The organism is Paenibacillus sp. J22R67 (assembly GCF_059692175.1).
Map to the genome: position 1 here is coordinate 77,521 of NZ_JCAUAX010000011.1, position 22,203 is coordinate 99,723.

Genomic DNA, 22,203 nt, shown 5'->3' on the forward strand with positions numbered 1-22,203 from the left:
AGAGGATTTTGTTGTTATTGATGATCGTGAGTATGCGGGTGATGATGATCATGATCATGGTGGTGATGGTGATCATCATGTGAATGGCCATGATTATGGTTATGCTCATGAGCGATGTGCTCATGACCGACTTGCCATTTTCCAATGAAAGGATCCACTTTACCGACTACGACACGAAGAACATTAGGTTGATTCGGCAAATCTCTTGTACCTGCCCCGTATCCGATTGTGTCAACGATCATTGGCGGAAAGCTTTTGGAGAACTCGTCCACAATTCCAGAAATAATACCTGCGCCAGTCGGTGTGGTCATCTCCAGACTATGGTTCGTTGAAGCGATGGGTAAACCACGCATCATTTCCAAAGTTGCAGGAGCGGGAACTGGATAGGTTCCATGATCAATATGAATGATTCCTGAGCCAAGTGGTACAGGAGATGCAAAGATACGCTCGATTTGCAAAGAGTCGATAGCTAAGGCTACCCCTACGATATCGACAATAGAGTCGATAGCTCCGACTTCGTGGAAATGCACTTTTTCAACTGGAATCCCGTGGATTTTCGCTTCAGCGATGCCAATTTTCTCAAAGATGGCTAAGCTGAGTGATGTGACACGGTCATTAAATCCAGCTTCTTGAATGACTTTGACAATTTCTGAGTAATGACGATGTTTCTTGGGTGGATGCTCCGGATCTAGGATTACGTCCAATTTAAGTGCGGAAATTCCTCGTTTAATCACACGTTTCCATTCCAGCACATAAGGTTCAAGCTTAATTTTGGTAAGCTCACTTTCAATATAAGTCCGGTCTGCCCCTGCATCAACCAAAGCGCCAAGTGTCATATCGCCACTGATTCCGGAGAAGCAGTCCAAATATAGAATACGCATGGTACGAATCTCACGCTCGTTTCGACATATTTTTGTTAATGAGACCTGCATAATAGCCAGCTCCAAAGCCGTTGTCAATGTTCACGACAGAGATACCTGGCGAACAACTGTTTAACATCGACAGGAGCGGAGCCACACCTGCAAGGTGTGCGCCATAACCGATGCTCGTCGGCACAGCGACGATAGGTTTGGATACGAGCCCGCCAAGCACGCTAGCGAGTGCGCCTTCCATGCCGGCTACGCACACAATCGCGTTTGCACCGCGAATAAGGTCTAGCCGGCGGAAAAGCCGGTGAATGCCGGCAACACCTACGTCGAACACACGTTCGACATGGCTGCCTAGGCATTCTGCTGTAAGAGCGGCCTCCTCCGCCACGGGGAGGTCGGAGGTGCCTGCGCACACGACGGCGATGTAGCCGTCGTGGACTTTCAACATCGGTCGCTTGAACCAAGTGAGCGACCTAGCTGTTTCGTGGTAGGTGACACCTTCCACGGCAGCGACAACATGGGCGGCTTTGGCCGCGTCGACCCGCGTAGCAAGCACGCGGTCGGTGTGCTCCATCAGCCGCCGAAAAATAGCCTCGATCTGCTCGGCGGTTTTGCCTTCCCCGAAGATGACTTCGGGGAAGCCAGTGCGCTTCTCGCGATCGATGTCCAGCTGGGCAAATCCAAGATCAAGGTTGCCAGGGCCTTCGCCGCCGCCATCCTTGATGATTTGCCTTTTGGCTTCTTCGACGTCGAGATCGCCCGTCTGTACGAGCTTCAAAATCTTTTCCAAGTCCATCATAAGGATGCTTCTTTCACCTTTTCTTTGGTTTCCTTAGACAGCACTTCGTTCATGCTGCCAGTTCGGTAGCCTTGCAGATCCAGCGTTACGTAAGTAAAGCCGAGCTTACTGAACTTTTCGTAGATCGCGTCGCGGTGCTCCACCACTTTATGTATTTCATCCGGCATGACTTCGATCCGGGCAATTTTCTCATGGTGACGCACGCGTACCTGATATAAACCAAGCTGTGAAAGGAAGTACTCGCCTTCGTCCAGTTGGTCAATCTTCCACTTCTCAATTTGTGTTCCGTAGGGGATACGGGAGGACAGACAAGCAAAAGACGGTTTATTCCAAGTCCGTAAACCTAGTTCTTTGGAAAGTTGTCTGATTTCATCCTTGGTCATCCCAGCCTCTTGTAGCGTACTGCGGACACCTTGCTCGTTCTTGGCTTGCAGCCCCGGCCTGTAATCGCCGAGATCGTCCATATTTGAGCCATCCAGAATGTAGGGATATCCTAATTCTTTGGCTAATTGCTGCAGATGCGAATAAAGACCCGTTTTGCAATGGTAGCAGCGGTCCGGATTATTGGCGACGAAATTAGCGTTCTCCAATTCTTTGACCTCTGTTTTGTACATTGGGACACCAATCTGTTCAGCAAGCTCGACGGCTGCATCGAACTCCCGTGAAGGGAAGGTTTCGGATGCGGCTGTGACCGCTAGGACTTGATCGCCAAGCTCTTGCTGCGCACGCTTGAGGACAAAAGTACTGTCTACTCCGCCTGAGAAGGCGATCAATACACGGCCCATGCCTCTCAAAATTTCGCCAAGCTTGCGATCCTTCTCGCGCGTTACTTCTTGTATGCTCATGTTTCTTTCCTCCCATACAGCCTATATGTAAATAGCTGAGCTGTTTTGGTCCATCTAGATAAGTGTATCACAACTGGCTGGCAAAGTGGATTGTTTTGTCAGGCATTCATGATATAATAACAACATTGAGAAACCAAATAAAAGGCGGGAAATATAATGCCTACAAAACCATTAGAGAGAAAACCAGACTGGCTGAAAATTAATCTGAAAACAGATGAAAATTTCAAAGAAATAAAATCAATGATGCGTTCGAAGACGCTGCATACGGTTTGTGAAGAAGCCAAATGCCCGAACATTCATGAGTGCTGGGCGAATCGAACCGCTACGTTCATGATTTTGGGTGACATCTGTACGCGTGCATGCCGTTTTTGCGCTGTGAAAACAGGTCTGCCTACGGAACTTGATCTGCAAGAACCGGAACGCGTGGCTGATGCCGCTTTACAAATGGGGTTGCGTCACTGCGTTGTAACTTCTGTTGCACGTGATGATTTGCAGGATGGCGGCGCGATGATCTTCGCGGAAACCATCAAAGCGATTCGCCGCAAACTACCACTTTGCACGGTAGAAGTGCTGATTCCTGATTTCTTGGGCCGTGAAGAATCTTTGGCTACTGTTCTCGAAGCGAAGCCTGATATTCTGAATCACAATATGGAAACCGTGGAGCGCATGTCAGACCGCGTCCGTTCCAAGGCGAAATATCGTCGTTCGCTGGAGCTGCTTCAGCGATCCAAACGTATTGCCCCAAGCATCCCAACCAAATCTAGTGTCATGATTGGCGTAGGGGAAGAATGGGACGAGTTATTGCAGACGATGGATGATTTGCGTGCTGTCGACTGTGATATTATGACGATTGGGCAGTATTTGCAGCCATCAACAACTCACCTGGCCGTGTCCAAATATTACACGCCTGAGCAATTTGCTCTTCTAAAAGAAGAAGGCATGAAGCGCGGATTCAAGCATGTGGAGTCTGGGCCTTTGGTACGCAGCTCTTACCATGCCCATGAGCAGGTTAAATCCGCATCTAGCGTATAGAACACGAACGGGTCATAGAAAGGAGAGCTTCCTACCATCATGATTCATATTGCCAATAAAACATATGAGCTCGTTACCGACCATAAAAATGGCTGGAACTTTGAAGTATTCAAAGAACGCTTCAGTGAAGTATTAGAGCGTTATGATTATATTGTTGGCGATTGGGGGTACAGCCAATTAAGGCTGAGAGGTTTCTTCAAGGAAATCCATCCCAAAGCAACGAAGGAATCCTCCATTGCTGCTCTTCAGGATTACTTGAATGAGTATTGCAACTTTGGTTGTGCTTATTTCATTATTGAAAAAGTAAATGGAAATAAGCAGCAACAGCAGGTACCTTCAGAGCCTTCGACGACCACGTCATCGTAGATAATAAAAAGACGCCTTTCCCACTCGAAAGAGGAGGGAAGGCGTCTTTTTACTGGTTTATTTTAATTCTAATCCTACGAAAGCTTCACGAACCCTGTTCCAGAAAGGGAAAGGACGGAATCTTGCAAATTTAACTTTGACATGGGAAGCAACTCGGCAGCGAATGGAAACGACATCGTTGCGCTGCATGTACTTATGATCAAGGGAAAGCAGCATATTCTGATGTGCTTTCGGATAAATGTCACAATGATGGTGCGCTGGCAAAATCATGGACGAGCCTAAAGTTCGGTAAACTCTATTGTTGATTGAAGCAATCTCTGCAACCTGAATGGCTTCCAAAGATGGATGCACCATCGCTCCGCCTAAGCTTTTGTTGTAAGCTGTACTCCCCGCTGGCGAGGAAATGCAGATGCCATCACCGCGGAACATTTCGAACATTTCGTCGTTGATATGCAGTCGTGCAACGAGCGATACTTCGATGCCTCGCAGTGTAAATTCGTTGAGAGCCAGATGCGTCTCGACGCCATTTTCGGTCGTTATTTCAATTTCAACAACGGGATACTGAACAACGTGAAGGTCATCAGGGGTGCTCACGTTGAACACTAGTGAAGCTAAATGATCTAATTCGTGCGGTTTCCAATCTGCGAAAAAGCCCAGATGTCCGGTATGAAGCCCGACGAATGCAATGTCATCTAGTCGATGTACATAATTATGAAAGGCTTGCAGCATCGTCCCATCTCCACCAATGGAAAGGACAATGTCGGGATTCTCTTCATCCCTTGGCATACCGTTCTCAGCGGCGAGCGCATGGAACCGCGCAGTCAGCTCTTTGGAGATATCATCGCCTCGTTCAATGACGTTGTATTTCAATCGTTTTCCTCCTATTGAAGCGTGCAGTATTTGTCAATTTCTTGCAGAATGGATTCAGGCATATGCCGAAATTTGGCAGCTACACGATAAGAATCGTTGCTGAAATTTGTCACCCTTATGATCTCACCATATGCGGTAATGGGGTGGGGGAACCCTGACAGAATGAAGCTGAATTCCAGAAATAAGGGATAAATAAGTCGATTTGTCGTAACAAAAGAAAGACCTCCTGCACTTATATCAAGCAGCTGTCCAGAGAAAGCGACGCCCTTGCGTGCGGATAAGCCGCGAATGCCGACAATTTGAAGGGTAATTGGTGTTCGAAGGGAGATCTTGGCCCGGTTGTGCTGTCGGTTCTGATGCTGTTGAATGTCTTCCGGAATAGATAGCGTGAGGTAACAAATCGATTTTTTTAACTCTAGTTGAAGTAACTCCACGTGCGTATAGTATAAAATTCCACGGTCTTTAAAAGAAAATTCAATAAAAGAAACATGTTCAAGTTTGTCGAATGGAAACACGCCTGAGAGCTCTAAACAAACAGTGAATGAATCTTCACTAATTTTATCAATGTAGAAATTATCTTCATAGCAAAAAGGCTGTCCATCTTTAGACTCACCGACAACAATCAAATGACAGTCGGAGTTCGGTGCGATATATGCCAATTCTAGTGCCTTATTCCAATCCATAGCATCACCAAGTGGTTAGATTTGCATTCATGAACGCATGCACATACCGTAAGTTCTCTTTTCATAATAATTTATAAAAGAAAATAAGAAAAGCCCCAAAAGGGGCTTAATCGAGGGAATCATACATTTATTGCCACGATAATGTGCTAGTTACTAGTGAAAGCTCAAAAGAATGTGCGAAATTTGTCGAAATAGGTCGAACTCGAATGGAGAAGTGCGGCCCATGGACGAGATGCCCCGGTATTCTTGCTTTATAGCTCTGCACATGCTCTACTAGTTCACCTGATGACTCCATGGGGATGATTCGCTGTTCCCATTTGTCACCATTGTCTTCGTAATAAATAATTTCTACAGCTGTATCCTGCGGCCAAATAGGGCCGAAATAGATCTGTGCAGTTACTTCCTTGATTGAAGGTTTGATTTCACTTAATGGCACTTCCGTAGACAATTTGGCGGAACGGTCATCGATACCAATGATTTTTACTTGATACCAGTTATTTCGGATGAATTGCTTATAGTCGGCAACCTTCGTCGCAACCTCGTATTGATTAGCCACAAATAAGCGTGCTCGATCTGCTGTCGGCAAGTAAGTTTCTTCCGTGTAATCCTGTACCATACGATGTGTATTATACAAAGGACTAAGCGATTGGATAGATCGCTTCATTCGGCTAATCCATTGATGAGGGAGATCTCCCTGGTTGTAGTATAGAGGGATAATTTCTTTCTCCAGAATGTGATAAATAGACTGGGTATTTTCTTTCTCCTGCACAGCCCAATCGGCCGTACCCGTTGAACCAATAGCCCAACCGTTCGTCCCGTTATAGCCTTCCTCCCACCAACCATCAAGCACGCTGAAATTAAGAACGCCATTCATTGCCGCTTTTTGCCCGCTAGTGCCGCTGGCTTCAAGGGGTCTTCGAGGGTTGTTCAACCAGACATCTACCCCCTGAACGAGATAGCGAGCCATATTCATATCGTAGTTTTCGAGCATAACGACTTTGCCTTCGAATTCTTTCATTTTAGAAACACGGTAAATTTCACGGATAAGCTCCTGACCTGGATAGTCGGCTGGGTGAGCTTTACCGGCAAAAATGAACTGTATCGGCCGTTCAGGATCATTAATTAGTTTCTTAAGCCGGTACAAATCGTTAAAGATCAGATTAGCCCGCTTGTAGGTTGCAAAACGTCTAGCGAATCCGATTGTCAAGGCTTTTGGATTCAGATAATGTCTAACTTCCTCAATCCGCTGCTCAGATTCTCCATTGCGTCTACGCTGATCCATCAAGTTCTGGCGAGCGAAGTTGACTAAATCATCTTTCAACTGCTGGTGCACCTTCCAGATGGATTCATCGGGGATGACTTCAACTTGCTGCCACTGATGCTTATTGGCTTGTTCTTCTCGCCACGTGCCAGGCAGGAAGCGGTCTAGCAGCTCTTTCCAGCTAGGTGCTGTCCATGTGTCCAAATGAACACCATTTGTGATAGAACCGATTGGAACTTCACTAGCATCAATGTTTCCGTGAAATTCTTTGAACATTTCACGGGAAACTTGCCCATGCAGTTTACTGACACCATTGCGCAGTCCGGCTGTATTCATGGCCAAATGAGTCATATTAAACTGGCCTGTGTGATGGTCAAGTCCCAGAGCTATAATCGCTTGTTTGTTGCGTGACAGCTCATTAAACAGCGGTCCGAGATAATGTTCTACCATCCCGATGGAGAACGTGTCATGGCCCGCTGGAACGGGCGTATGGGTGGTAAAGACGGTAGCCGAACGGATAGTTTCGACTGCTACGTGGAAAGGCAGTCCCAGATGCAGCAGTTCCTTCAAGCGCTCCAAAGTAAGGAAAGCTGCGTGACCTTCGTTGATGTGATACACATTGGGATAAATGCCCAGCGCGCGAAGCGCCTTGACGCCGCCAATCCCAAGCACGATTTCCTGGGCAATGCGCGTATCCTGATTTCCGCCATATAGCTGTGCGGTCAGTTCTTTATCCGCGGGCTGATTTGCTTCATGATCGGCGTCGAGTAAATAGATCCGGTTGCGACCGACTTGCACCTGCCAAACCTGCAAAGTGATAGCCCGGCCCGGCATGTCAATCGAAATCGTAAGAGGAGCACCTTGATGAAGAACAGGTGCAATCGGAAGTTTCGTAAAGTCATAATCGTATAAATGGCTTTGTTGTCCGCCTGAAGCATCGATTTTTTGCGTAAAATATCCTTTTTTATAAAGAAGGCCAACACCGACTAAAGGAATCCCTAAATCACTTGCCGATTTGGCGTGATCGCCTGCCAAGATGCCAAGGCCACCCGAATAAATCGGTAAGGACTCATGGAAGCCGAATTCGGCGGAAAAATAGGCAACTTTGACGTAGCCACGATCTCCGTGCTTTTCTTGAAACCAGGTCGGACCGTTTAAATAGGCATCAAACCTGTCGATGACTTGTCGATACTGGGTTAGAAATTCCGTGTTATGACTTAAAGCATCTAGTCTAGCATCGTCCAAATCGTAAAGGAGACGAACGGGATTATGGCCGGTTTGAGCCCATTTTACAGAATCCATTTGTGCAAAAAGCTGTAAAGCATCATAGTTCCAACTGAACCATAAATTAATGGCTAGCTCGGATAAGCGCTCAATCGCAGGAGGCAATGTTTTGGCTACTCGGAGGACGGAGTTTTGCATACGGTATGTTCACTCCCTTTATGATCATGATTGTCATTATTATTGTAATTACCCATATTATCTTGTTCCACCAACCTTTTCATACACGAGTCTAAGTAAGGAATATGCAGCAAAGAGCCCCGCAATGACAGTAAAAGCAGCCAAGATAACGGTTCCGCTCACAGGGAGCAGGAGCCTGAGATAACTGAGAACGGGAGATGATGGATCATACTGCGGCATGAAAACCGTTTTGGCATCTCGGAAGACCTGCATAGGCTCCCAAATAACGAGTACAATAGCTGCGGAGAACAAGGCATGGATAAAACGGGAGATCAAAAACGGCATATAGCGCAAGTTGGTATGACTCAAAAGGCTGACGATTTGTGCATGCACCGACATGCCGCCCCATGACAAAATGAACGCCCCGATGGCAACCTTGCTGGAAAGTGCCAGTTCTGCCGGAGCATTGCCAGCAGCCTTGGCCCCAATTGTCACCTCGAATAGGCCATTCATGACGGCTTGTGACAACTGAGGGGGAAGCCCTGTGAAACGTAAGAGATAATCAATGAGCAGGTACATGGCATTCATGACCTTGGCTTCTGTTAAGACTTCCAGTACGACGGAGAAGAAGACAACTAGTCCACCTACAACGAAAATTAAATTTAACGATTGAAGGATGGATTGGCTGAGAAGTGTGCCTATAGATCTCCCATCGGCCAAGCGTGCATGGTGCATGGAATCAAATGCGCGTTTCCATATCCAGCCTTGGCTGGCGCTCTTTTGCTGGGTAGGCGGGCTTTTCCGGCCATGGAATCGCATCATTAATCCGATCATGAGGGAGCCTCCGTAGTGTGCTACAGCCAGAATGATAGCCAAAGAGGCGTCATGGAAGAAGCCTATCGAAACAGCTCCAATCAAGAAGATTGGGTCTGAGCTTGTAGTAAATGCAACGAGCCGCTCGCCTTCCTCGCGGTTCACGAGCTTCTGAGACCACAGCTGGGCTGTCAACTTAGCACCAACAGGATAGCCAGCTGCGAAGCCCATAGCCACGACGAAGCCGCCAATGCCTGGTATACGGAATACAGGGCGCATCATCGGATCAAGCAGGGTGCCGAAGAAATGAACGATGCCGAAGCCCAGCATAATTTCGGAGATCACGAAGAAGGGAAAGAGTGCGGGAAAGAGCACATCCCACCAAATGGAAACGCCGCGCAAGGCTGCTTGAAGTCCGGCATGAGGGAAGGTAAATAAGCATAGAATAATGGCAATAACAACAAAGGCCATGAGTAACGCCGCGGTAAAGTTTCTTTTCTCCATGGAACTCTACACCTCCTCCTCAACTATATGAAAGGAATGGGACATACATGCCGGCCTAAAAAACTTAGACTTTGGTACTGTTATGTAAGTGTATTTATGGTAAAATAGGACTAGTAATAGTCTTATATCCTAGGCCGCGGGAGTGATTCAAATGACAAGTGTCATCGTCGGTTTGGTCGTTTGTATGTTCGTGTTTGTCATTCGAGAAACGCTCATGCATACAGGGGATGAGGATATAGAAAACTATTAAGTAATTAAGAGCAGAGAGGTTCTCACCATGTCAGAGCAAGAACGCAATACGTTGTTTGAATTGATGGGGGGAGCAGAGACGGTTCGCCGGATTGTGGAGGCGTTTTATCCCAAAGTGCTGAATAATCCTTTATTAGCGCCCCTGTTCCCTTCGGATATTGAGCCCGTTATGGATAAGCAATATATGTTTTTAAGCCAATTTTTCGGAGGTCCTACTCTGTATTCAGATGTCCATGGACATCCCATGATGAGAGGAAGGCATATGCCTTTTCCCATCACAGTGGAACGTGCAGATGCATGGCTAGGCTGTATGGCTGAAGCTATGGAAGAAGTCGGTTTGCCACAGGAACTTCGGGAATTTTTGCTGCAGCGCTTGAAAGGTTCCGCTTACCATTTTGTGAACACACCTGAAGGAGAATAGTTCTTATTTCCTAGACTTTCCAGAGAAGAGGCGGGGTTTCAAGATGGTTGAGCCTTTATACGAGATTTCAGTGAAATGTACGTATTGCGACAATGCCTTCAAATCCATGAAGGTTCGTCCAAGTTTCAAAAAAGCGATTAAGACAGACGCGGATTTCTGCGTTCATTATAAGGATATTAACCCTGATTACTATATCGTGAGGATTTGTCCTTACTGCGGTTATGCGCATACAGAGAACTTTTCAGATAACTGGAAATCTGCTCAACGTGAAGCTTTTCATGAGAAGATTGCCAAGAACTGGACGATGCGCGGCTTTGGCGGTGAACGAACGTGGGAGGAAACGCTGCAGAGTTATAAGTTGGCGCTGGTCAGCGCACAAATCAAAGAGGAGAAATCCCGCGTGGTAGCAGGACTTCTCCATCATTTGGCGTGGCTGTACAGAGCTAAGGGCGATAGGGAGCAAGAGAAGCGATTCTTGACTTTTGCTTTGGAAGCGTATGTTCATGTATTTGAAAATGAAGGTATGGATCTGAACAATGCCAGGCTAATGTTTCTAATGGGCGAGCTGAGTCGCAGATTGGGCCGTTTCAATGAGGCAGTCAAATGGTTCTCACGCATCATTAATGACCGTAAGATAATGGATGCTGCGATGATTCGAGCAAGCCGTGAACAATGGATTGTAACTCGCGAAGATATGCTCGCCATTCGTATGGAACTGCCGGACGAAATGAAACAAGCAGCAACTTAATTATTTTATTATAAAAATGAAATGAACGCTTGACTATGTGTTGAGGTGATTGCTTGATGGCGATCCCTTGCTTAGTTAAGCGTTCATTTTTTGGTCAAGCACTGAGAGTTCCTTAACGAGATACTCATTCATAGGAACTCTTTCTTCTCCTTGTGCTTGAAAGCTACGATTGTTTCGTTCGTATAGCGGTGTCCGCCAATAAATAATCGCGGTCTGTGTCAACGAGCGTCAGCTTGTTATGACAGCAAGGAAACACAAGCAGCTTTTTTCTACCTTCGTGAATGGATTTCAGTTCGTGGACTTTCAGCGGCAGCAGCACATTGGAGCTATGGCAAAACGGACATTCGGCCACATAAACGTCCTTCATTACAATGTCATAAGGCCATGTGTTAGCAAAAGGAAACAACACGGGTTACTTCGATTCCGGTTCGCTTGTTTCCGAAGTGGAAGTTTTCGCGAGCTCAGCTAATTTTTGAAGTAAAATATGTTGTGGCATATGCATGAGATGTTCCAACGGTACTTTAAGCTGCTCAGCCAGTTTGACGGCTGTTTCTGGAGAAATTTGTAACGGTTTCATAATTGTTATCACACCATTCTGTTCCGATTTTTTGGCTGGAACTTTATTTTATTGAATCATACTTCTTACCTATAAGCAATGAGTAAGATTACGATGATTGCTCCTGATATACTCTTTATGATTTAATAAAAGAAGGAAAGGAATGGTGATAGCTTTGCTTCATTTACCTCTTAATCAAACGTGGAATTTAGAAACTTTTTTTCCTGGTGGAAGTGAGTCTCCTGCCTTCGCAGTACATCTGAAGGAGCTTCAAGCTTCGATTGCGGCTTTCCAAGAGCAGGTGCGGAACACACCACCCCCACAGCAAGCTGCAGAAACGGATGGTCTTGCCAAGCTAGTTGAGTTGCTCCAAAGTAATTTGAAAAATATTCACGAGGCTGATTCTTTTGTAGGCTGTCTGCTCGCCGATAATCAGAAGGATAAGAAAGCACCGGTATTGAATGGACAAGTCAAAAGCTTGTACGCTGAGCATCTGTCTTCACTCACGCATTTTGACCAAGTGCTGACAGGTATTCCGGATGGAGTTTGGTCAGAAATTCTGATGAATGAACCGTTCCAAGCTATCGCATTTCCGCTTCATGAACGTCGTGCCTTGGCCCAAGAAAAGCTGTCGCCTGAACAAGAAGCATTAATCAATGATTTGGCCGTAGACGGTTATCATGGGTGGGGCGACTTGTATAATTCTACCGTAGGTCAATTCCGTATGCCTGTAGAGGTTGACGGTGAGACGGTTGAGCTTTCGGCAGGCCAAGCATTTAACAAGCTGCATACTGAGAATCGTGAAGAACGACTTGCTCTGTTTGAGAAATGGGAAAATGCCTGGACGGACAAGGAAGATTACTGCGCAGAGGCACTGAACCATTTGGCCGGATTCCGCCTTCAAGTGTACAAATATAGAGGCTGGAAAAGTATACATAAAGAGCCGCTGGCGATTAATCGCATGGAAGAGAAGACGCTGAATGTGATGTGGGACGTCATTGACCGCAACAAATCAATCTTCGTCCAGTATTTGAACCGAAAAGCGAAGCTGCTTGGCGTTGAGAAATTGGCTTGGGTGGATGTCGATGCACCGCTGGGCGACTCCTCCAAGAAAATTTCTTATGATGAAGGCGCAAGCCTCATTATTGAGCAGTTCGAGCGTTTTAGTCCGAAGCTGGCGGCCTTTTCGGAGCAAGCTTTCGAGAATCGCTGGATCGAAGCTGAAGACCGCGCTGGGAAGCGCCCAGGCGGCTTCTGCACATCGTTCCCGGTAGCAGGAGAGACGCGTATCTTCATGACATACGGCGGCACGCTGAACAACGTCTCAACGCTTGCGCATGAGCTTGGCCACGGCTACCATCAACACGTGATGACAGATATGCCGGCACTCGCTCAGGAGTACGCCATGAACGTCGCGGAGACCGCGTCTACGTTCGCAGAGATGATCGTTGCTGACGCTGTTGTGAAAAGTGCTTCCACGGACGAAGAGCGCATCGTGTTGCTTGAAGACAAAATCCAACGGGCGATTGCGTTCTTCATGAATATTCATGCGAGATTCATATTTGAAACGAACTTCTACGCAGAACGAAGTCAAGGACTCGTCAGCGTGGAGCGTCTGAATGAGCTTATGGTGGATGCACAGAAGGTTGCTTACCAGGATGCGTTAAGCAGCTACCATCCGCATTTCTGGGCGGCAAAATTGCATTTCTATGCAACGGATGTGCCTTTCTACAATTTCCCATATACGTTTGGTTATATGTTCAGTGCTGGTATTTATGCGAGAGCTGTGCAAGAAGGCGCGGCTTTCGAAGATAAGTATATCTCTCTGCTCAGAGATACAGGCAGCATGAACGTGGAAGAGCTTGCGCAGAAGCATCTCGGCGTTGATCTGACAGAGCCTGACTTCTGGCAAAGCGCTGTGGACATGGCCGTTCAAGATGTGAAGGAATTCATGAGGCTGACAGAAGCGAAGATTCAGGTTTAATAAGAAAAGGGGATGTCCTGGAAGTAGATCATATCTACGTCAGGACATCCCCTTTTGTGATGATAAGGTTAGGCTTATAGCTTGAACACTTGAATTGTCTGCTGCAACTGTGTGACGACGCGGGTCATTTCCTCGGCTTGTGAGACGATGCCTTGAACGGTAGCGATCTGTTCGTTCATGGATGCGGAAACTTCTTGCGTACCTGCAGCAGACTCCTCTGTGATTGCCGAGATGTTCTCCATGGCAGCAGCAATCTGCTCAGAGCTGACAAGCATTTGTTCGCTTTCTTCTGCGAAGCGGTTAATTTCTTCCGAGATAAAACCAACGCTATCGACAATCTGGGAGAAGACTGTTTCCGTTTGATCGATGAGCACGGTTTGTTTTTTTACAACATCTTCGTTGACTTGAATGCTGCGGATCGCTTCCTGGATCCCCTGCTCGATGCTTTTCACAAAACCAAATACTTCACGGGTAAGGGAAGTAGATTCCTCAGCAAGCTTGCGCACCTCTTGTGCGACGACTGCAAAACCCCGGCCATGCTCGCCAGCTCGGGCTGCTTCAATAGATGCGTTGAGGGACAGCAGATTCGTTTGCTCGGCAATCTCCGAGATGGAGCGGGTTACGTTGGTGATACCAGCCGCTTGACGGGCTAACATGTCAATGGTTTCGGAAACCTGCTGGGTAACTTCCACATTTCGCTTCATGCCGACGCCCTGGCTCTCAACGGAAGTACGTCCCTTTTCCACTAGAGTCATCATCTGATCTGAGCGATCTTTCATTTCTTTGGCAGAACCTGCATAGTTAACAATCTTCACTTCTATGTCTTTGGTCGTAATAGATACACCGGATACTTCTTCTGAAATTTGCCCTGCACCGGATGCTAGCTCATGGGCCGAAATACTCACTTGTTCCAGGACTGTGCGAAAATTTTCATTTTTGGAATAAATATCACGGCTTGTTTGGAAAACTTGCTTGGAGATAGTGCCTGTGTCGCGAAGAATATCACGAAGTTTATCGATCATTTTGTTGAAGGATTGGCCAAGTTGACCCAGCGTATCGTCGGAAGTTACCGTCACTTTCTGAGAGAAGTCGCCTTTGGAAATGTTGAGTGCAATGCGGGATAGATCAGCCACGGGCTCCGTCAATTGGGTTTCAAACCACTTAATGAAAGGGTAGCTCAAAGCAAGAAGAAGAACGAGAAAGATAATTCCTAGTAAGCGGTTCCATTCTGACGAAAATGTTAGAACAAGCAGAAATACACAGTTTAATCCGATTAACCCATAGCAGCCCAACTGTAATTTCTTTCTAAAAGATAAAGTTGACATTTTATCCAAATTGACCGACTCCCTTGCGAAATTTGTTATGTATGCAGGAATAATGGACTATGTTTGAAAATTATAACATTGAATCTGGAAATATTCTACACAAATTCGACAAATATCGCTTGTATTCGATTCATGCATAGGGTGTACATAAAGGAAGTATTAAGAATAATAAAAATTGTACGAATATTTAAACAAATTGTTGAAATTTGTAAATTATATGGATATAATAGGTCTACAGTCGCATTTTACATAATAAGTAAAATTTTAAAACTTAAGGGGGAAGATGATGAGTTTAGATCAAATGTCACTTGCAAGACAAATCGATTTGGTGTTTAGAAGGATTAAAGATGAGCTATCCCATGTAAGTTCAGGTACGGTGTTTGTGCATATCAGGAATAATGAAATAGGGAAATTCGGAGTGAAGCATCTACCGTTTGAGAGTAAGGACGGCATGCTCCCAGAGACTATTGACAAAGGCCTCACAGAGATTCAGTATCAATCTTTTCGTCAGATGGGGCTTGAATCGTTGAAGCGGAAGAAAAGTTGGACACATGGCGAAATTTACTTTGATTTTACGGTTAGACAAGGAATACTGTCGGCAAGCATCACTTTTGAAACGAATTATAATATGGCTAGCTTAGCCAAAACGATTTAGCACTTATCTTAATATAAAACAAGCACCCCCGGTCGCGTTGATGAACAGGGGTGCTTGTTTATTTAACGTGTTAACCGCGATTTCTGCTGCGATACAAAACATAGATGAACAATGGAGCTCCAATGGCAGCTGTGAAAACGCCTGCTGGAATATCGAGCGGTTTGAATACGAATCGTCCTGCTAGATCAGCAAGAAGTAGGAGTAAGGAACCGGTTAGTGCGGAAACGGGAATAAGTGAACCGAAGCTGGGTCCTACAAATTTGCGAGCGATATGTGGAGCCATGAGGCCAATGAAATTAATGGCTCCTCCGAATGCGACAGCAGCTCCTGACAGGGCGACGCTCAAAATGATGAGTAGAAAACGCTGGCGTTGTACGCTGCTGCCCACATTGCGGGCGATGTCTTCGCCTAAGGACTGCACCGTAATGTGACGCGCATATAAAAAGATGATTGGGATCAGCAGGCATACCCAAGGAAGAAGCGGGTAGACCGCTTTTTGCCAAGAGACACCATAGATGCTCCCTGTCATGAAGGTCAGCGATTGATTCGCAAGAATAATGGGTCCCGAGATCATCATCAGATAGGAGAGCGCGCTCATCGCGGCTGTGAATCCTGTCCCGATAAGGACAAGGCGGAGCGGGGTAATCCCATTTTTCCATGAAAGGGAGTAGACCAGCAAAGTGGCAATGAATGCGCCGAGAATGGCGGCAACAGGCAGCCAGTGAATGCTGATTTTATCCGCGAAAAAAAAGAAAAAGGAAACCGCTCCAAGCGTAGCTCCACCCGTTGAACCAATCGTATCCGGTGAGGTTAACGGGTTACGAACGATCCCTTGCAGGATGGCACCGGCCACGCCGAGGGATGCGCCGATCAATACGGCGACAATCACCCTAGGCAGACGCAGAGACCTAACAATCATGTTGCTGGGATCCGTCCCGTAGCCGAAAACGGCACGTACAACTTCAATTGGCTTGATATAAATGCTGCCGATTCCTGTACTTAGAATCATGACAATAATGACGGCTAAGAGCAATACCAGGGTTATAAGGACGGATTTCTTACTGACCCTGTAGGAAAAGCCTTTGTTTCGAATCGTAACATGTTGATTGGAATCATTCATTTCAGCAGTCCCCCTTTGCGAGCGATGTAAATGAAGAAGGGAACTCCGAGAATGGCTGTCGTTACGCCAACATGAACTTCCTTGGGCATAACGATGAAACGGGCGATGACGTCAGCGCCAACGAGCAAAATGCCTCCTAGAATAGCGCTGTAGGGTATGACCCAGCGATAATCGATGCCAACAAGGAATCGGACAATATGCGGGATGATAATCCCGACAAAAACAATCGGGCCTGCGACGGCGACAGAGCCTCCCGCCAATAGGACGATAACGACTGCGGTAATGAATTTCACGTAAATCGTGCGTTGTCCAAGCCCTTTAGCTACATCATCTCCCATGGACAGGATATTGATGTGCGGCGCAAGCAAAAACGCGCCAACCCATGCAATTAAAATATAGGGATAGACTGATTGGAGCATGGCCATGGTTCTGCCTTCGACGGATCCAACAAGCCAATAGAGGACTTGGTCAAACGCTTTACCATTTCCTAGCAAAATGCCTTGGGTAAGCGAAGCAAAGAAAGCTGTCATTGCTGAGCCCGCAAGTGTAATTTTCATTGGCGTTAAGCCGTCTCTGCCTAAGGAACCAAGTCCATAGACGAGGGCTGAGCTCACAGCAGCGCCAAGAAAAGCGATCCATGTGAACTGTGTCAGACTAGACACGTTGAAAAATCCAACAGATAGCACGATGGCAAAGGCTGCGCCTGAGTTAATGCCAAAAATACTTGGCGATGCGAGTGGATTCCGTGTCATTGCTTGCATAAGCGCTCCCGCAACAGCTAGGCTTCCGCCTACGAGTGCAGCGATTAACGCTCTTGGTATACGAACGGTTTGGATAATGATCGATTCGTTCGTAGGCTTGAGGTAGTGGTCAAATGATTGCATGACCTGTGTCCAGGTATAGCTATGTAGGCCGAATCTGACGCTGCAAACCATCATCCCGGCAAGCACGATGAGTGCCGCTAGCAGTCCAATACCTTTGTATACGGGATATAGACGTTCGTTGTTTGAATAATTCATAGATAAGTGCCTGCTTCCTTAATAGATGCTTCGTTTATTTTAATGAGAAAGGCAAGGGAAGTCAACGATTTTGAGAATCATTATCAATTTCGATTGACAGAATTCGCGGAAGCGAGTACCATGTACTTTAGATAATGATAATCGTTATCATCAATTGAAATGTGTGGAGGGAACAAAGTAAGATGTTTGGAAAAAGAAGACAACTAAGAAGAGCTTGGGCTCTTGTTGCCATTATGTTTGTAATATCTATTGTTTTAGCTGCTTGTGGAGAAAAGCCTAGCGCACAACCATCCGCATCTGCATCTGCAGCACCGCAAGAAGCTGCTAAATCCGATGCTCCTCGTACAATTAAACATGCGATGGGGGAAACCGCTGTACCTGCACAGCCGAAGCGTGTTGTTATTTTGACGAATGAGGGAACAGAAGCCCTTATAGCTCTTGGAATTAAACCGGTTGGTGCCGTTGAATCTTACTACGGGAATCCATGGTTTGACCATATCAAAGCAGATATGCAAGGTGTAACAACAGTTGGTGGAGAATCACAGCCAAACCTGGAGTTAATTGCATCATTGAAACCAGATCTAATCATTGGTAACAAAATGCGTCATGAGAAAGTGTACGACCAACTTAAAGCGATTGCTCCAACGGTTTATTCGGAGACATTACGCGGTGAGTGGAAAAGCAACTTCTCACTGTATGCTGACGCGCTTAACAAGAAAGCAGAAGGCGACAAAATTATTGCTGACTTCGATAAACGCATTGACGATTTCAAAAGCAAAGCCGGCGATAAGCTGAAAGAGAAAATCGCTGTTGTCCGCTTCATGGGCGGTAAAACGCGTTACTACTATGGAAATATGTTCACTGGTGTAATTTTCAAACAAATCGGTTTCCCGCGTTCGGATCCAAAAAGCGACGAGAAAGCATTTGAAGATATTACCAAAGAGCGCTTGACTGAACTAGATGCTGCAGACCGCGTGTTCTACTTTACATATGAGCTTGGCGATGGTAAAGGAACGAAGCAAGAGCAGGAATGGATGAATGATCCGCTTTGGAAAAACCTCAAAGTTGTGAAAGACAATAAATTAGTTAAAGTTAATGATGCGACATGGAATACAGCTGGCGGTGTGAAAGCAGCTAATCTCATGCTTGATGATCTGTACAAGATCTATGACGTAAAACCTTAATAAATGAGGGGACTGCTTCTTGTGAGCAGTCCTTTTTCGTTCCAGACGCAAAAAGGAGGGCCTCCTTTCAGTAGCGTAGCTACTTGAAGGAAAGCCCTCACTTGCTTAAGTATGGGAGAGATGTTATCTGCTAAATCTGTTACCGCTGTTGCCGCCTGCTAGCTGTTGTTCAGCAATTTGAACGAGGCGACGAGTGATGCTGCCCCCAATGGAGCCTGTATCACGGGACGTCATGTAGCCATAGTAACCGTCTTGAGGAATCTGGATACCTAGTTCTTGAGCAACTTCGTATTTCATTTGATCCAAAGCTGCTGTAGCTTGTGGAACAACTAAAGAGTTGCTGCTGCGAGATTGTCCTGCCATCTGATATCACCTCCAGTAATAGGTAGTATAATCTCTTTTCTAAAATATACTCATGAATTTTACTGGAAATTTTAGTTAATATTTTGGAAAGCGGAAAAGCAGGATTGGACAGTCTTTGTTATAATAAGAAAAGCAACGGGAGAGCGGAGGCGAAATCATGTTTGAACTATCTGTAAAGGGCTGGTCCCTTGATAAGGACTTACAAATCATACAAGCGGATGTCCGCATGGCGGTGGACGATAGTGTTATTATCGAGGAACCGCTATGCGTCGATGTGGGACTCCCTGCGCTACTGTACAGCGCGCTGAAGGACACGGAGCCGAATCGTTTTGCACCGCCGGATCAATGGGAGCAAATGCCATTTTTTGTTTGCGGCTGCGGAGACCCGGAATGTAGAGGTTTCTCATTTGTTGTGCATCATTTGCCGGAGGAACAAATACAGCTTATCTCGGTTGAGGAGCGAACGAACGGCACGTACCGCGAGCTTGAGACCCATCATATACCTGCCGCTCATTACAGGAAAGAGGTCCTGGAGATCGGGGAAACCTATTTGGCTTTTATCAAAGGGTTGGATTATAAGCCCTATTTTGCCGATACGGTTAAGGTAGTTGAAGGTCTGGTGCATCAATTACATCAACAATGACGGAGTGAATAGAATGGCAGCAGTGAAATATTATGTCGTTTGGGTAGGGCATAAGCCAGGGATCTACCGATCGTGGGCGGATTGTCAGGCGCAGACAAAAGGATTTCCACAAGCGAGATTTAAATCGTACGAATCGGAGGCGGAGGCGCGTCAAGCTTTGGAGAAGGGCTGGCAGAAATCACTGAATTTCGGAGGGAAGCCAGGATCGTCGTCTGCATCTGGTTCCGGCAGTAAGTCGGCTACCCCTGAGACAGCTCCAGAAGTCGACTATGACAGCCTCTCTGTGGATGTGGGTTGTTCCGGGAATCCGGGGATTGTGGAGTACAAAGGAGTCGATACGCGGACGGGGGAGATCCTTTTTTACCAAGGTCCAATTTCCAAGGGTACGAATAATTTGGGCGAGTTTCTAGCGATCGTGCATGGATTAGCGTATTTGCAAAAGCAGGGCAGCGGCAAAACGATTTATACGGATTCCGTTACGGCTTTAAGCTGGATTCGTAAAAAGGAAGTTTCGACCAATTTGGTTCGGGACGCTTCGACAGAAGAAATTTGGACGCTGGTTGACCGCGCGCTGAAGTGGCTTCGCACCAACAGTTATCCGAATAAGATTGTGAAATGGGACACGAAAAAGTGGGGAGAAATCAAGGCTGATTTTGGCAGGAAATAATCCTATTGCTTTTACATTGACGCGTCAGTACACTAAAGGGAGAAATTTGACGAAAAGTGTGATATGATAGATTCATTGTTTTTACAAAAGAATTGTAATCTAGGAGGAATAGAGTATGGCTCATCCAAAACAGCGTAGCGACATGATTAAAAAAGGATTCGACCGCGCTCCGCACCGCAGTTTGTTGCGTGCAGCCGGCGTTAAAGAAGAAGATTTCGGCAAGCCGTTTATTGCGGTTTGTAACTCTTATATAGACATTATCCCTGGACATGTGCATTTGCAAGAATTCGGTAAGCTGGTGAAAGAAGCGATCCGTGAAGCAGGCGGCGTTCCTTTCGAGTTCAACACGATTGGTGTTGACGATGGTATCGCTATGGGGCATATCGGTATGCGTTATTCCCTGCCAAGCCGTGAAATTATTGCGGATTCCTTGGAAACAGTCGTAAACGCGCACTGGTTCGATGGTCTTATCTGTATTCCTAACTGTGATAAAATTACACCGGGCATGATCATGGGTGCGCTTCGCGTTAACATCCCTACGATGTTAGTCAGCGGTGGCCCAATGAAAGCTGGTAAAGATAAAAATGGTAAATCCATTTCCTTGTCCTCCGTTTTCGAAGGCGTAGGTGCTTTCCAAGCAGGTAAATTGGATGAAGCCGGTCTAGAAGAGCTTGAGCAATACGGTTGTCCGACTTGTGGATCTTGTTCTGGTATGTTCACAGCGAACTCCATGAACTGTTTGGCAGAAGGTTTAGGACTTGCTATGCCAGGTAACGGTACAATCCTGGCTGTTGCCGAAGAGCGTAAGCAATTCGTGAAAGACTGCGCGAAACAGTTGATGACATTGATCGAAAAAGACATTAAACCGCGTGATATCGTAACAATTGAAGCGATTGACAACGCGTTTGCACTTGATATGGCGATGGGTGGTTCCACGAATACGGTGCTTCACACATTGGCTATCGCTGCTGAAGCTGGCATCGAATACCCGATCTCCCGTATTAACGAAGTGGCAGAGCGCGTACCTCACCTTGCCAAAATCGCTCCTGCTTCCGATTATCACATTGAAGACGTGCATTTAGCTGGTGGTGTTAGCGCGGTTATTAACGAGCTTTTGAAAAAGCCAGGAGCTTTCGATGGCGATCGTCTTTCCGTAACTGCACAAACCATTCGTGAAAACGTAGCTGGTTGTGAAATCCAGAACACAGACGTCATTCGTCCGTTGAGCAACCCGCACAGCGAAAGAGGCGGACTGGCTGTTCTGTTCGGTAACCTTGCTCCTGAAGGCAGTATCGTTAAAGTCGGAGCGGTAGATAAATCCGTTGGCGGGCGTCACGTAGGTCCTGCGATCTGCTTTAACTCCCAAGATGAGGCTCTCTACGGCATTGCCAATGGCAAAGTTAAAGAAGGCCACGTTGTTGTAATCCGTTATGAAGGGCCAAAAGGCGGACCTGGTATGCCGGAAATGTTGGCACCTACCTCCCAAATCGTAGGTATGGGTCTAGGCGCGAAAGTTGCCTTGATTACAGACGGACGTTTCTCGGGCGCATCCCGCGGTATTTCCATCGGACATATGTCTCCAGAGGCTGCTGAAGGCGGACCACTTGCTTTCGTTCATGACGGTGACATTATCGATGTCGATATGGATGGCCGCAAAATCAATTTGCAAGTCAGCGATGAAGAGTTGGCGAAGCGCCGCGAAAGCTGGGTAGAGTTCCAACCGAAAATCCAAACTGGATATTTGGCGCGTTACACGAAAATGGTAACGAATGCGAGTGCCGGAGCTATTTTGAAATGGTAAAATAATAAAAGGCCAGGGCGTATAG

At 46.4% G+C, this 22,203-nt stretch carries 23 protein-coding genes; 10 read left to right on the plus strand and 13 right to left on the minus strand.

Annotated elements, in window-relative coordinates; all coding sequences use genetic code 11:
* Positions 1–14: 14 nt before the first annotated feature.
* The 3 genes from larC to larE are packed head-to-tail and all read right to left on the minus strand — an operon-like array spanning position 15 to position 2,513.
* Positions 15–932, minus strand: coding sequence for a nickel pincer cofactor biosynthesis protein LarC (gene larC / locus AC58VC_RS30635; RefSeq protein ID WP_497374483.1), 918 nt, complete (start codon positions 930–932; stop codon positions 15–17).
* Complete coding sequence (larB, locus tag AC58VC_RS30640) at positions 892–1,668, minus strand: nickel pincer cofactor biosynthesis protein LarB (protein WP_497374485.1); 777 nt, start codon at positions 1,666–1,668, stop codon at positions 892–894. Before larB ends, larC begins: the two co-directional genes overlap by 41 nt.
* Positions 1,665–2,513, minus strand: a complete 849-nt coding sequence (gene larE, locus AC58VC_RS30645) for an ATP-dependent sacrificial sulfur transferase LarE (RefSeq protein ID WP_477499240.1) — start codon at positions 2,511–2,513, stop codon at positions 1,665–1,667. Before larE ends, larB begins: the two co-directional genes overlap by 4 nt.
* Before the next feature lie 156 nt (positions 2,514–2,669).
* Here larE and lipA point away from each other — a divergent pair, with 156 nt between their 5' ends.
* On the plus strand, positions 2,670–3,545 hold the full coding sequence (gene lipA / locus AC58VC_RS30650; RefSeq protein WP_497374487.1) for a lipoyl synthase: 876 nt from the start codon (positions 2,670–2,672) through the stop codon (positions 3,543–3,545).
* A gap of 39 nt (positions 3,546–3,584) precedes the next feature.
* On the plus strand, positions 3,585–3,911 hold the full coding sequence (locus AC58VC_RS30655; RefSeq protein WP_497374489.1) for a YutD family protein: 327 nt from the start codon (positions 3,585–3,587) through the stop codon (positions 3,909–3,911).
* A 57-nt stretch (positions 3,912–3,968) separates the two neighbouring features.
* Here AC58VC_RS30655 and AC58VC_RS30660 read toward each other — a convergent pair whose 3' ends face one another.
* The 4 genes from AC58VC_RS30660 to ylbJ all read right to left on the minus strand — a co-directional run bounded on the left by AC58VC_RS30660 (position 3,969) and on the right by ylbJ (position 9,443).
* Positions 3,969–4,781: an NAD kinase gene (locus AC58VC_RS30660; RefSeq protein WP_497374491.1), complete on the minus strand. Its 813-nt coding sequence runs from the start codon at positions 4,779–4,781 to the stop codon at positions 3,969–3,971.
* 11 nt (positions 4,782–4,792) lie between these two features.
* A complete protein-coding gene (locus AC58VC_RS30665; RefSeq protein WP_497374493.1) occupies positions 4,793–5,464 on the minus strand; it encodes a PilZ domain-containing protein in 672 nt (223 codons plus the stop codon).
* A gap of 127 nt (positions 5,465–5,591) precedes the next feature.
* On the minus strand, positions 5,592–8,147 hold the full coding sequence (gene glgP / locus AC58VC_RS30670) for an alpha-glucan family phosphorylase (RefSeq protein ID WP_497374495.1): 2,556 nt from the start codon (positions 8,145–8,147) through the stop codon (positions 5,592–5,594).
* Between the two features lie 57 nt (positions 8,148–8,204).
* Entirely contained in the window at positions 8,205–9,443 is a 1,239-nt protein-coding gene (gene ylbJ, locus AC58VC_RS30675) for a sporulation integral membrane protein YlbJ (protein WP_497374497.1), read from the minus strand.
* Positions 9,444–9,720: 277 nt separating this feature from the next.
* On the opposite strand from ylbJ, the gene AC58VC_RS30680 reads away from it, so the two are divergent.
* Both AC58VC_RS30680 and AC58VC_RS30685 read left to right on the plus strand, forming a co-directional pair.
* Positions 9,721–10,113 (plus strand): globin domain-containing protein, encoded by a 393-nt coding sequence (locus AC58VC_RS30680; protein ID WP_497374499.1) that lies wholly within the window; start codon positions 9,721–9,723, stop codon positions 10,111–10,113.
* A gap of 43 nt (positions 10,114–10,156) precedes the next feature.
* Positions 10,157–10,861 carry a DUF2225 domain-containing protein gene (locus AC58VC_RS30685; RefSeq protein WP_497374501.1) on the plus strand — a complete coding sequence of 235 codons (705 nt, stop codon included), beginning with the start codon at positions 10,157–10,159 and terminating at the stop codon, positions 10,859–10,861.
* 163 nt (positions 10,862–11,024) lie between these two features.
* Here the strand turns inward: AC58VC_RS30685 and AC58VC_RS30690 are convergent, their stop codons facing one another.
* Together AC58VC_RS30690 and AC58VC_RS30695 are read right to left on the minus strand one after the other, a co-directional pair.
* On the minus strand, positions 11,025–11,267 hold the full coding sequence (locus AC58VC_RS30690) for a hypothetical protein (protein ID WP_497374722.1): 243 nt from the start codon (positions 11,265–11,267) through the stop codon (positions 11,025–11,027).
* 6 nt (positions 11,268–11,273) lie between these two features.
* A complete protein-coding gene (locus tag AC58VC_RS30695; protein ID WP_145666680.1) occupies positions 11,274–11,438 on the minus strand; it encodes a YycC family protein in 165 nt (54 codons plus the stop codon).
* 142 nt (positions 11,439–11,580) lie between these two features.
* Between AC58VC_RS30695 and AC58VC_RS30700 the strand changes: the two genes are divergently transcribed.
* Positions 11,581–13,401, plus strand: a complete 1,821-nt coding sequence (locus AC58VC_RS30700) for a M3 family oligoendopeptidase (protein ID WP_497374503.1) — start codon at positions 11,581–11,583, stop codon at positions 13,399–13,401.
* 74 nt (positions 13,402–13,475) lie between these two features.
* On the opposite strand, the gene AC58VC_RS30705 is transcribed toward AC58VC_RS30700, so the two are convergent.
* Positions 13,476–14,726, minus strand: coding sequence for a methyl-accepting chemotaxis protein (locus tag AC58VC_RS30705; RefSeq protein ID WP_497374724.1), 1,251 nt, complete (start codon positions 14,724–14,726; stop codon positions 13,476–13,478).
* A 286-nt stretch (positions 14,727–15,012) separates the two neighbouring features.
* Here AC58VC_RS30705 and AC58VC_RS30710 point away from each other — a divergent pair, with 286 nt between their 5' ends.
* A complete protein-coding gene (locus AC58VC_RS30710) occupies positions 15,013–15,381 on the plus strand; it encodes an O-methyltransferase (RefSeq protein WP_497374505.1) in 369 nt (122 codons plus the stop codon).
* 70 nt (positions 15,382–15,451) lie between these two features.
* On the opposite strand, the gene AC58VC_RS30715 is transcribed toward AC58VC_RS30710, so the two are convergent.
* Positions 15,452–16,501 carry a FecCD family ABC transporter permease gene (locus AC58VC_RS30715; protein ID WP_497374507.1) on the minus strand — a complete coding sequence of 350 codons (1,050 nt, stop codon included), beginning with the start codon at positions 16,499–16,501 and terminating at the stop codon, positions 15,452–15,454.
* The gene (locus AC58VC_RS30720; RefSeq protein ID WP_497374509.1) at positions 16,498–17,520 is read right to left on the minus strand and encodes a FecCD family ABC transporter permease; all 1,023 of its coding nucleotides are present in this window, start codon (positions 17,518–17,520) and stop codon (positions 16,498–16,500) included. Before AC58VC_RS30720 ends, AC58VC_RS30715 begins: the two co-directional genes overlap by 4 nt.
* A gap of 182 nt (positions 17,521–17,702) precedes the next feature.
* Here AC58VC_RS30720 and AC58VC_RS30725 point away from each other — a divergent pair, with 182 nt between their 5' ends.
* Positions 17,703–18,704, plus strand: coding sequence for an ABC transporter substrate-binding protein (locus AC58VC_RS30725; RefSeq protein WP_497374510.1), 1,002 nt, complete (start codon positions 17,703–17,705; stop codon positions 18,702–18,704).
* 123 nt (positions 18,705–18,827) lie between these two features.
* Here AC58VC_RS30725 and AC58VC_RS30730 read toward each other — a convergent pair whose 3' ends face one another.
* The gene (locus AC58VC_RS30730) at positions 18,828–19,067 is read right to left on the minus strand and encodes an alpha/beta-type small acid-soluble spore protein (protein WP_497374512.1); all 240 of its coding nucleotides are present in this window, start codon (positions 19,065–19,067) and stop codon (positions 18,828–18,830) included.
* A gap of 157 nt (positions 19,068–19,224) precedes the next feature.
* Here AC58VC_RS30730 and AC58VC_RS30735 point away from each other — a divergent pair, with 157 nt between their 5' ends.
* The 3 genes from AC58VC_RS30735 (at position 19,225) to ilvD (ending at position 22,178) form a co-directional block, all read left to right on the plus strand.
* A complete protein-coding gene (locus tag AC58VC_RS30735; RefSeq protein WP_497374514.1) occupies positions 19,225–19,710 on the plus strand; it encodes a hypothetical protein in 486 nt (161 codons plus the stop codon).
* Between the two features lie 13 nt (positions 19,711–19,723).
* A complete protein-coding gene (gene rnhA, locus AC58VC_RS30740) occupies positions 19,724–20,377 on the plus strand; it encodes a ribonuclease H (protein ID WP_497374516.1) in 654 nt (217 codons plus the stop codon).
* 115 nt (positions 20,378–20,492) lie between these two features.
* A complete protein-coding gene (gene ilvD, locus AC58VC_RS30745; RefSeq protein WP_497374518.1) occupies positions 20,493–22,178 on the plus strand; it encodes a dihydroxy-acid dehydratase in 1,686 nt (561 codons plus the stop codon).
* The last annotated feature ends 25 nt before the right edge of the window (positions 22,179–22,203 follow it).

Bases quoted from the DNA above. Each gene is read 5' to 3' on its own strand.
- larC (WP_497374483.1), bottom strand. From the start codon at position 932: ATGCAGGTCTCATTAACAAAAATATGTCGAAACGAGCGTGAGATTCGT.
- larB (WP_497374485.1), bottom strand. From the start codon at position 1,668: ATGATGGACTTGGAAAAGATTTTGAAGCTCGTACAGACGGGCGATCTC.
- larE (WP_477499240.1), bottom strand. From the start codon at position 2,513: ATGAGCATACAAGAAGTAACGCGCGAGAAGGATCGCAAGCTTGGCGAA.
- lipA (WP_497374487.1), top strand. From the start codon at position 2,670: ATGCCTACAAAACCATTAGAGAGAAAACCAGACTGGCTGAAAATTAAT.
- AC58VC_RS30655 (WP_497374489.1), top strand. From the start codon at position 3,585: ATGATTCATATTGCCAATAAAACATATGAGCTCGTTACCGACCATAAA.
- AC58VC_RS30665 (WP_497374493.1), bottom strand. From the start codon at position 5,464: ATGGATTGGAATAAGGCACTAGAATTGGCATATATCGCACCGAACTCC.
- glgP (WP_497374495.1), bottom strand. From the start codon at position 8,147: ATGCAAAACTCCGTCCTCCGAGTAGCCAAAACATTGCCTCCTGCGATT.
- ylbJ (WP_497374497.1), bottom strand. From the start codon at position 9,443: ATGGAGAAAAGAAACTTTACCGCGGCGTTACTCATGGCCTTTGTTGTT.
- AC58VC_RS30680 (WP_497374499.1), top strand. From the start codon at position 9,721: ATGTCAGAGCAAGAACGCAATACGTTGTTTGAATTGATGGGGGGAGCA.
- AC58VC_RS30685 (WP_497374501.1), top strand. From the start codon at position 10,157: ATGGTTGAGCCTTTATACGAGATTTCAGTGAAATGTACGTATTGCGAC.
- AC58VC_RS30695 (WP_145666680.1), bottom strand. From the start codon at position 11,438: ATGAAACCGTTACAAATTTCTCCAGAAACAGCCGTCAAACTGGCTGAG.
- AC58VC_RS30700 (WP_497374503.1), top strand. From the start codon at position 11,581: ATGGTGATAGCTTTGCTTCATTTACCTCTTAATCAAACGTGGAATTTA.
- AC58VC_RS30705 (WP_497374724.1), bottom strand. From the start codon at position 14,726: ATGTCAACTTTATCTTTTAGAAAGAAATTACAGTTGGGCTGCTATGGG.
- AC58VC_RS30710 (WP_497374505.1), top strand. From the start codon at position 15,013: ATGAGTTTAGATCAAATGTCACTTGCAAGACAAATCGATTTGGTGTTT.
- AC58VC_RS30715 (WP_497374507.1), bottom strand. From the start codon at position 16,501: ATGAATGATTCCAATCAACATGTTACGATTCGAAACAAAGGCTTTTCC.
- AC58VC_RS30720 (WP_497374509.1), bottom strand. From the start codon at position 17,520: ATGAATTATTCAAACAACGAACGTCTATATCCCGTATACAAAGGTATT.
- AC58VC_RS30725 (WP_497374510.1), top strand. From the start codon at position 17,703: ATGTTTGGAAAAAGAAGACAACTAAGAAGAGCTTGGGCTCTTGTTGCC.
- AC58VC_RS30730 (WP_497374512.1), bottom strand. From the start codon at position 19,067: ATGGCAGGACAATCTCGCAGCAGCAACTCTTTAGTTGTTCCACAAGCT.
- AC58VC_RS30735 (WP_497374514.1), top strand. From the start codon at position 19,225: ATGTTTGAACTATCTGTAAAGGGCTGGTCCCTTGATAAGGACTTACAA.
- rnhA (WP_497374516.1), top strand. From the start codon at position 19,724: ATGGCAGCAGTGAAATATTATGTCGTTTGGGTAGGGCATAAGCCAGGG.
- ilvD (WP_497374518.1), top strand. From the start codon at position 20,493: ATGGCTCATCCAAAACAGCGTAGCGACATGATTAAAAAAGGATTCGAC.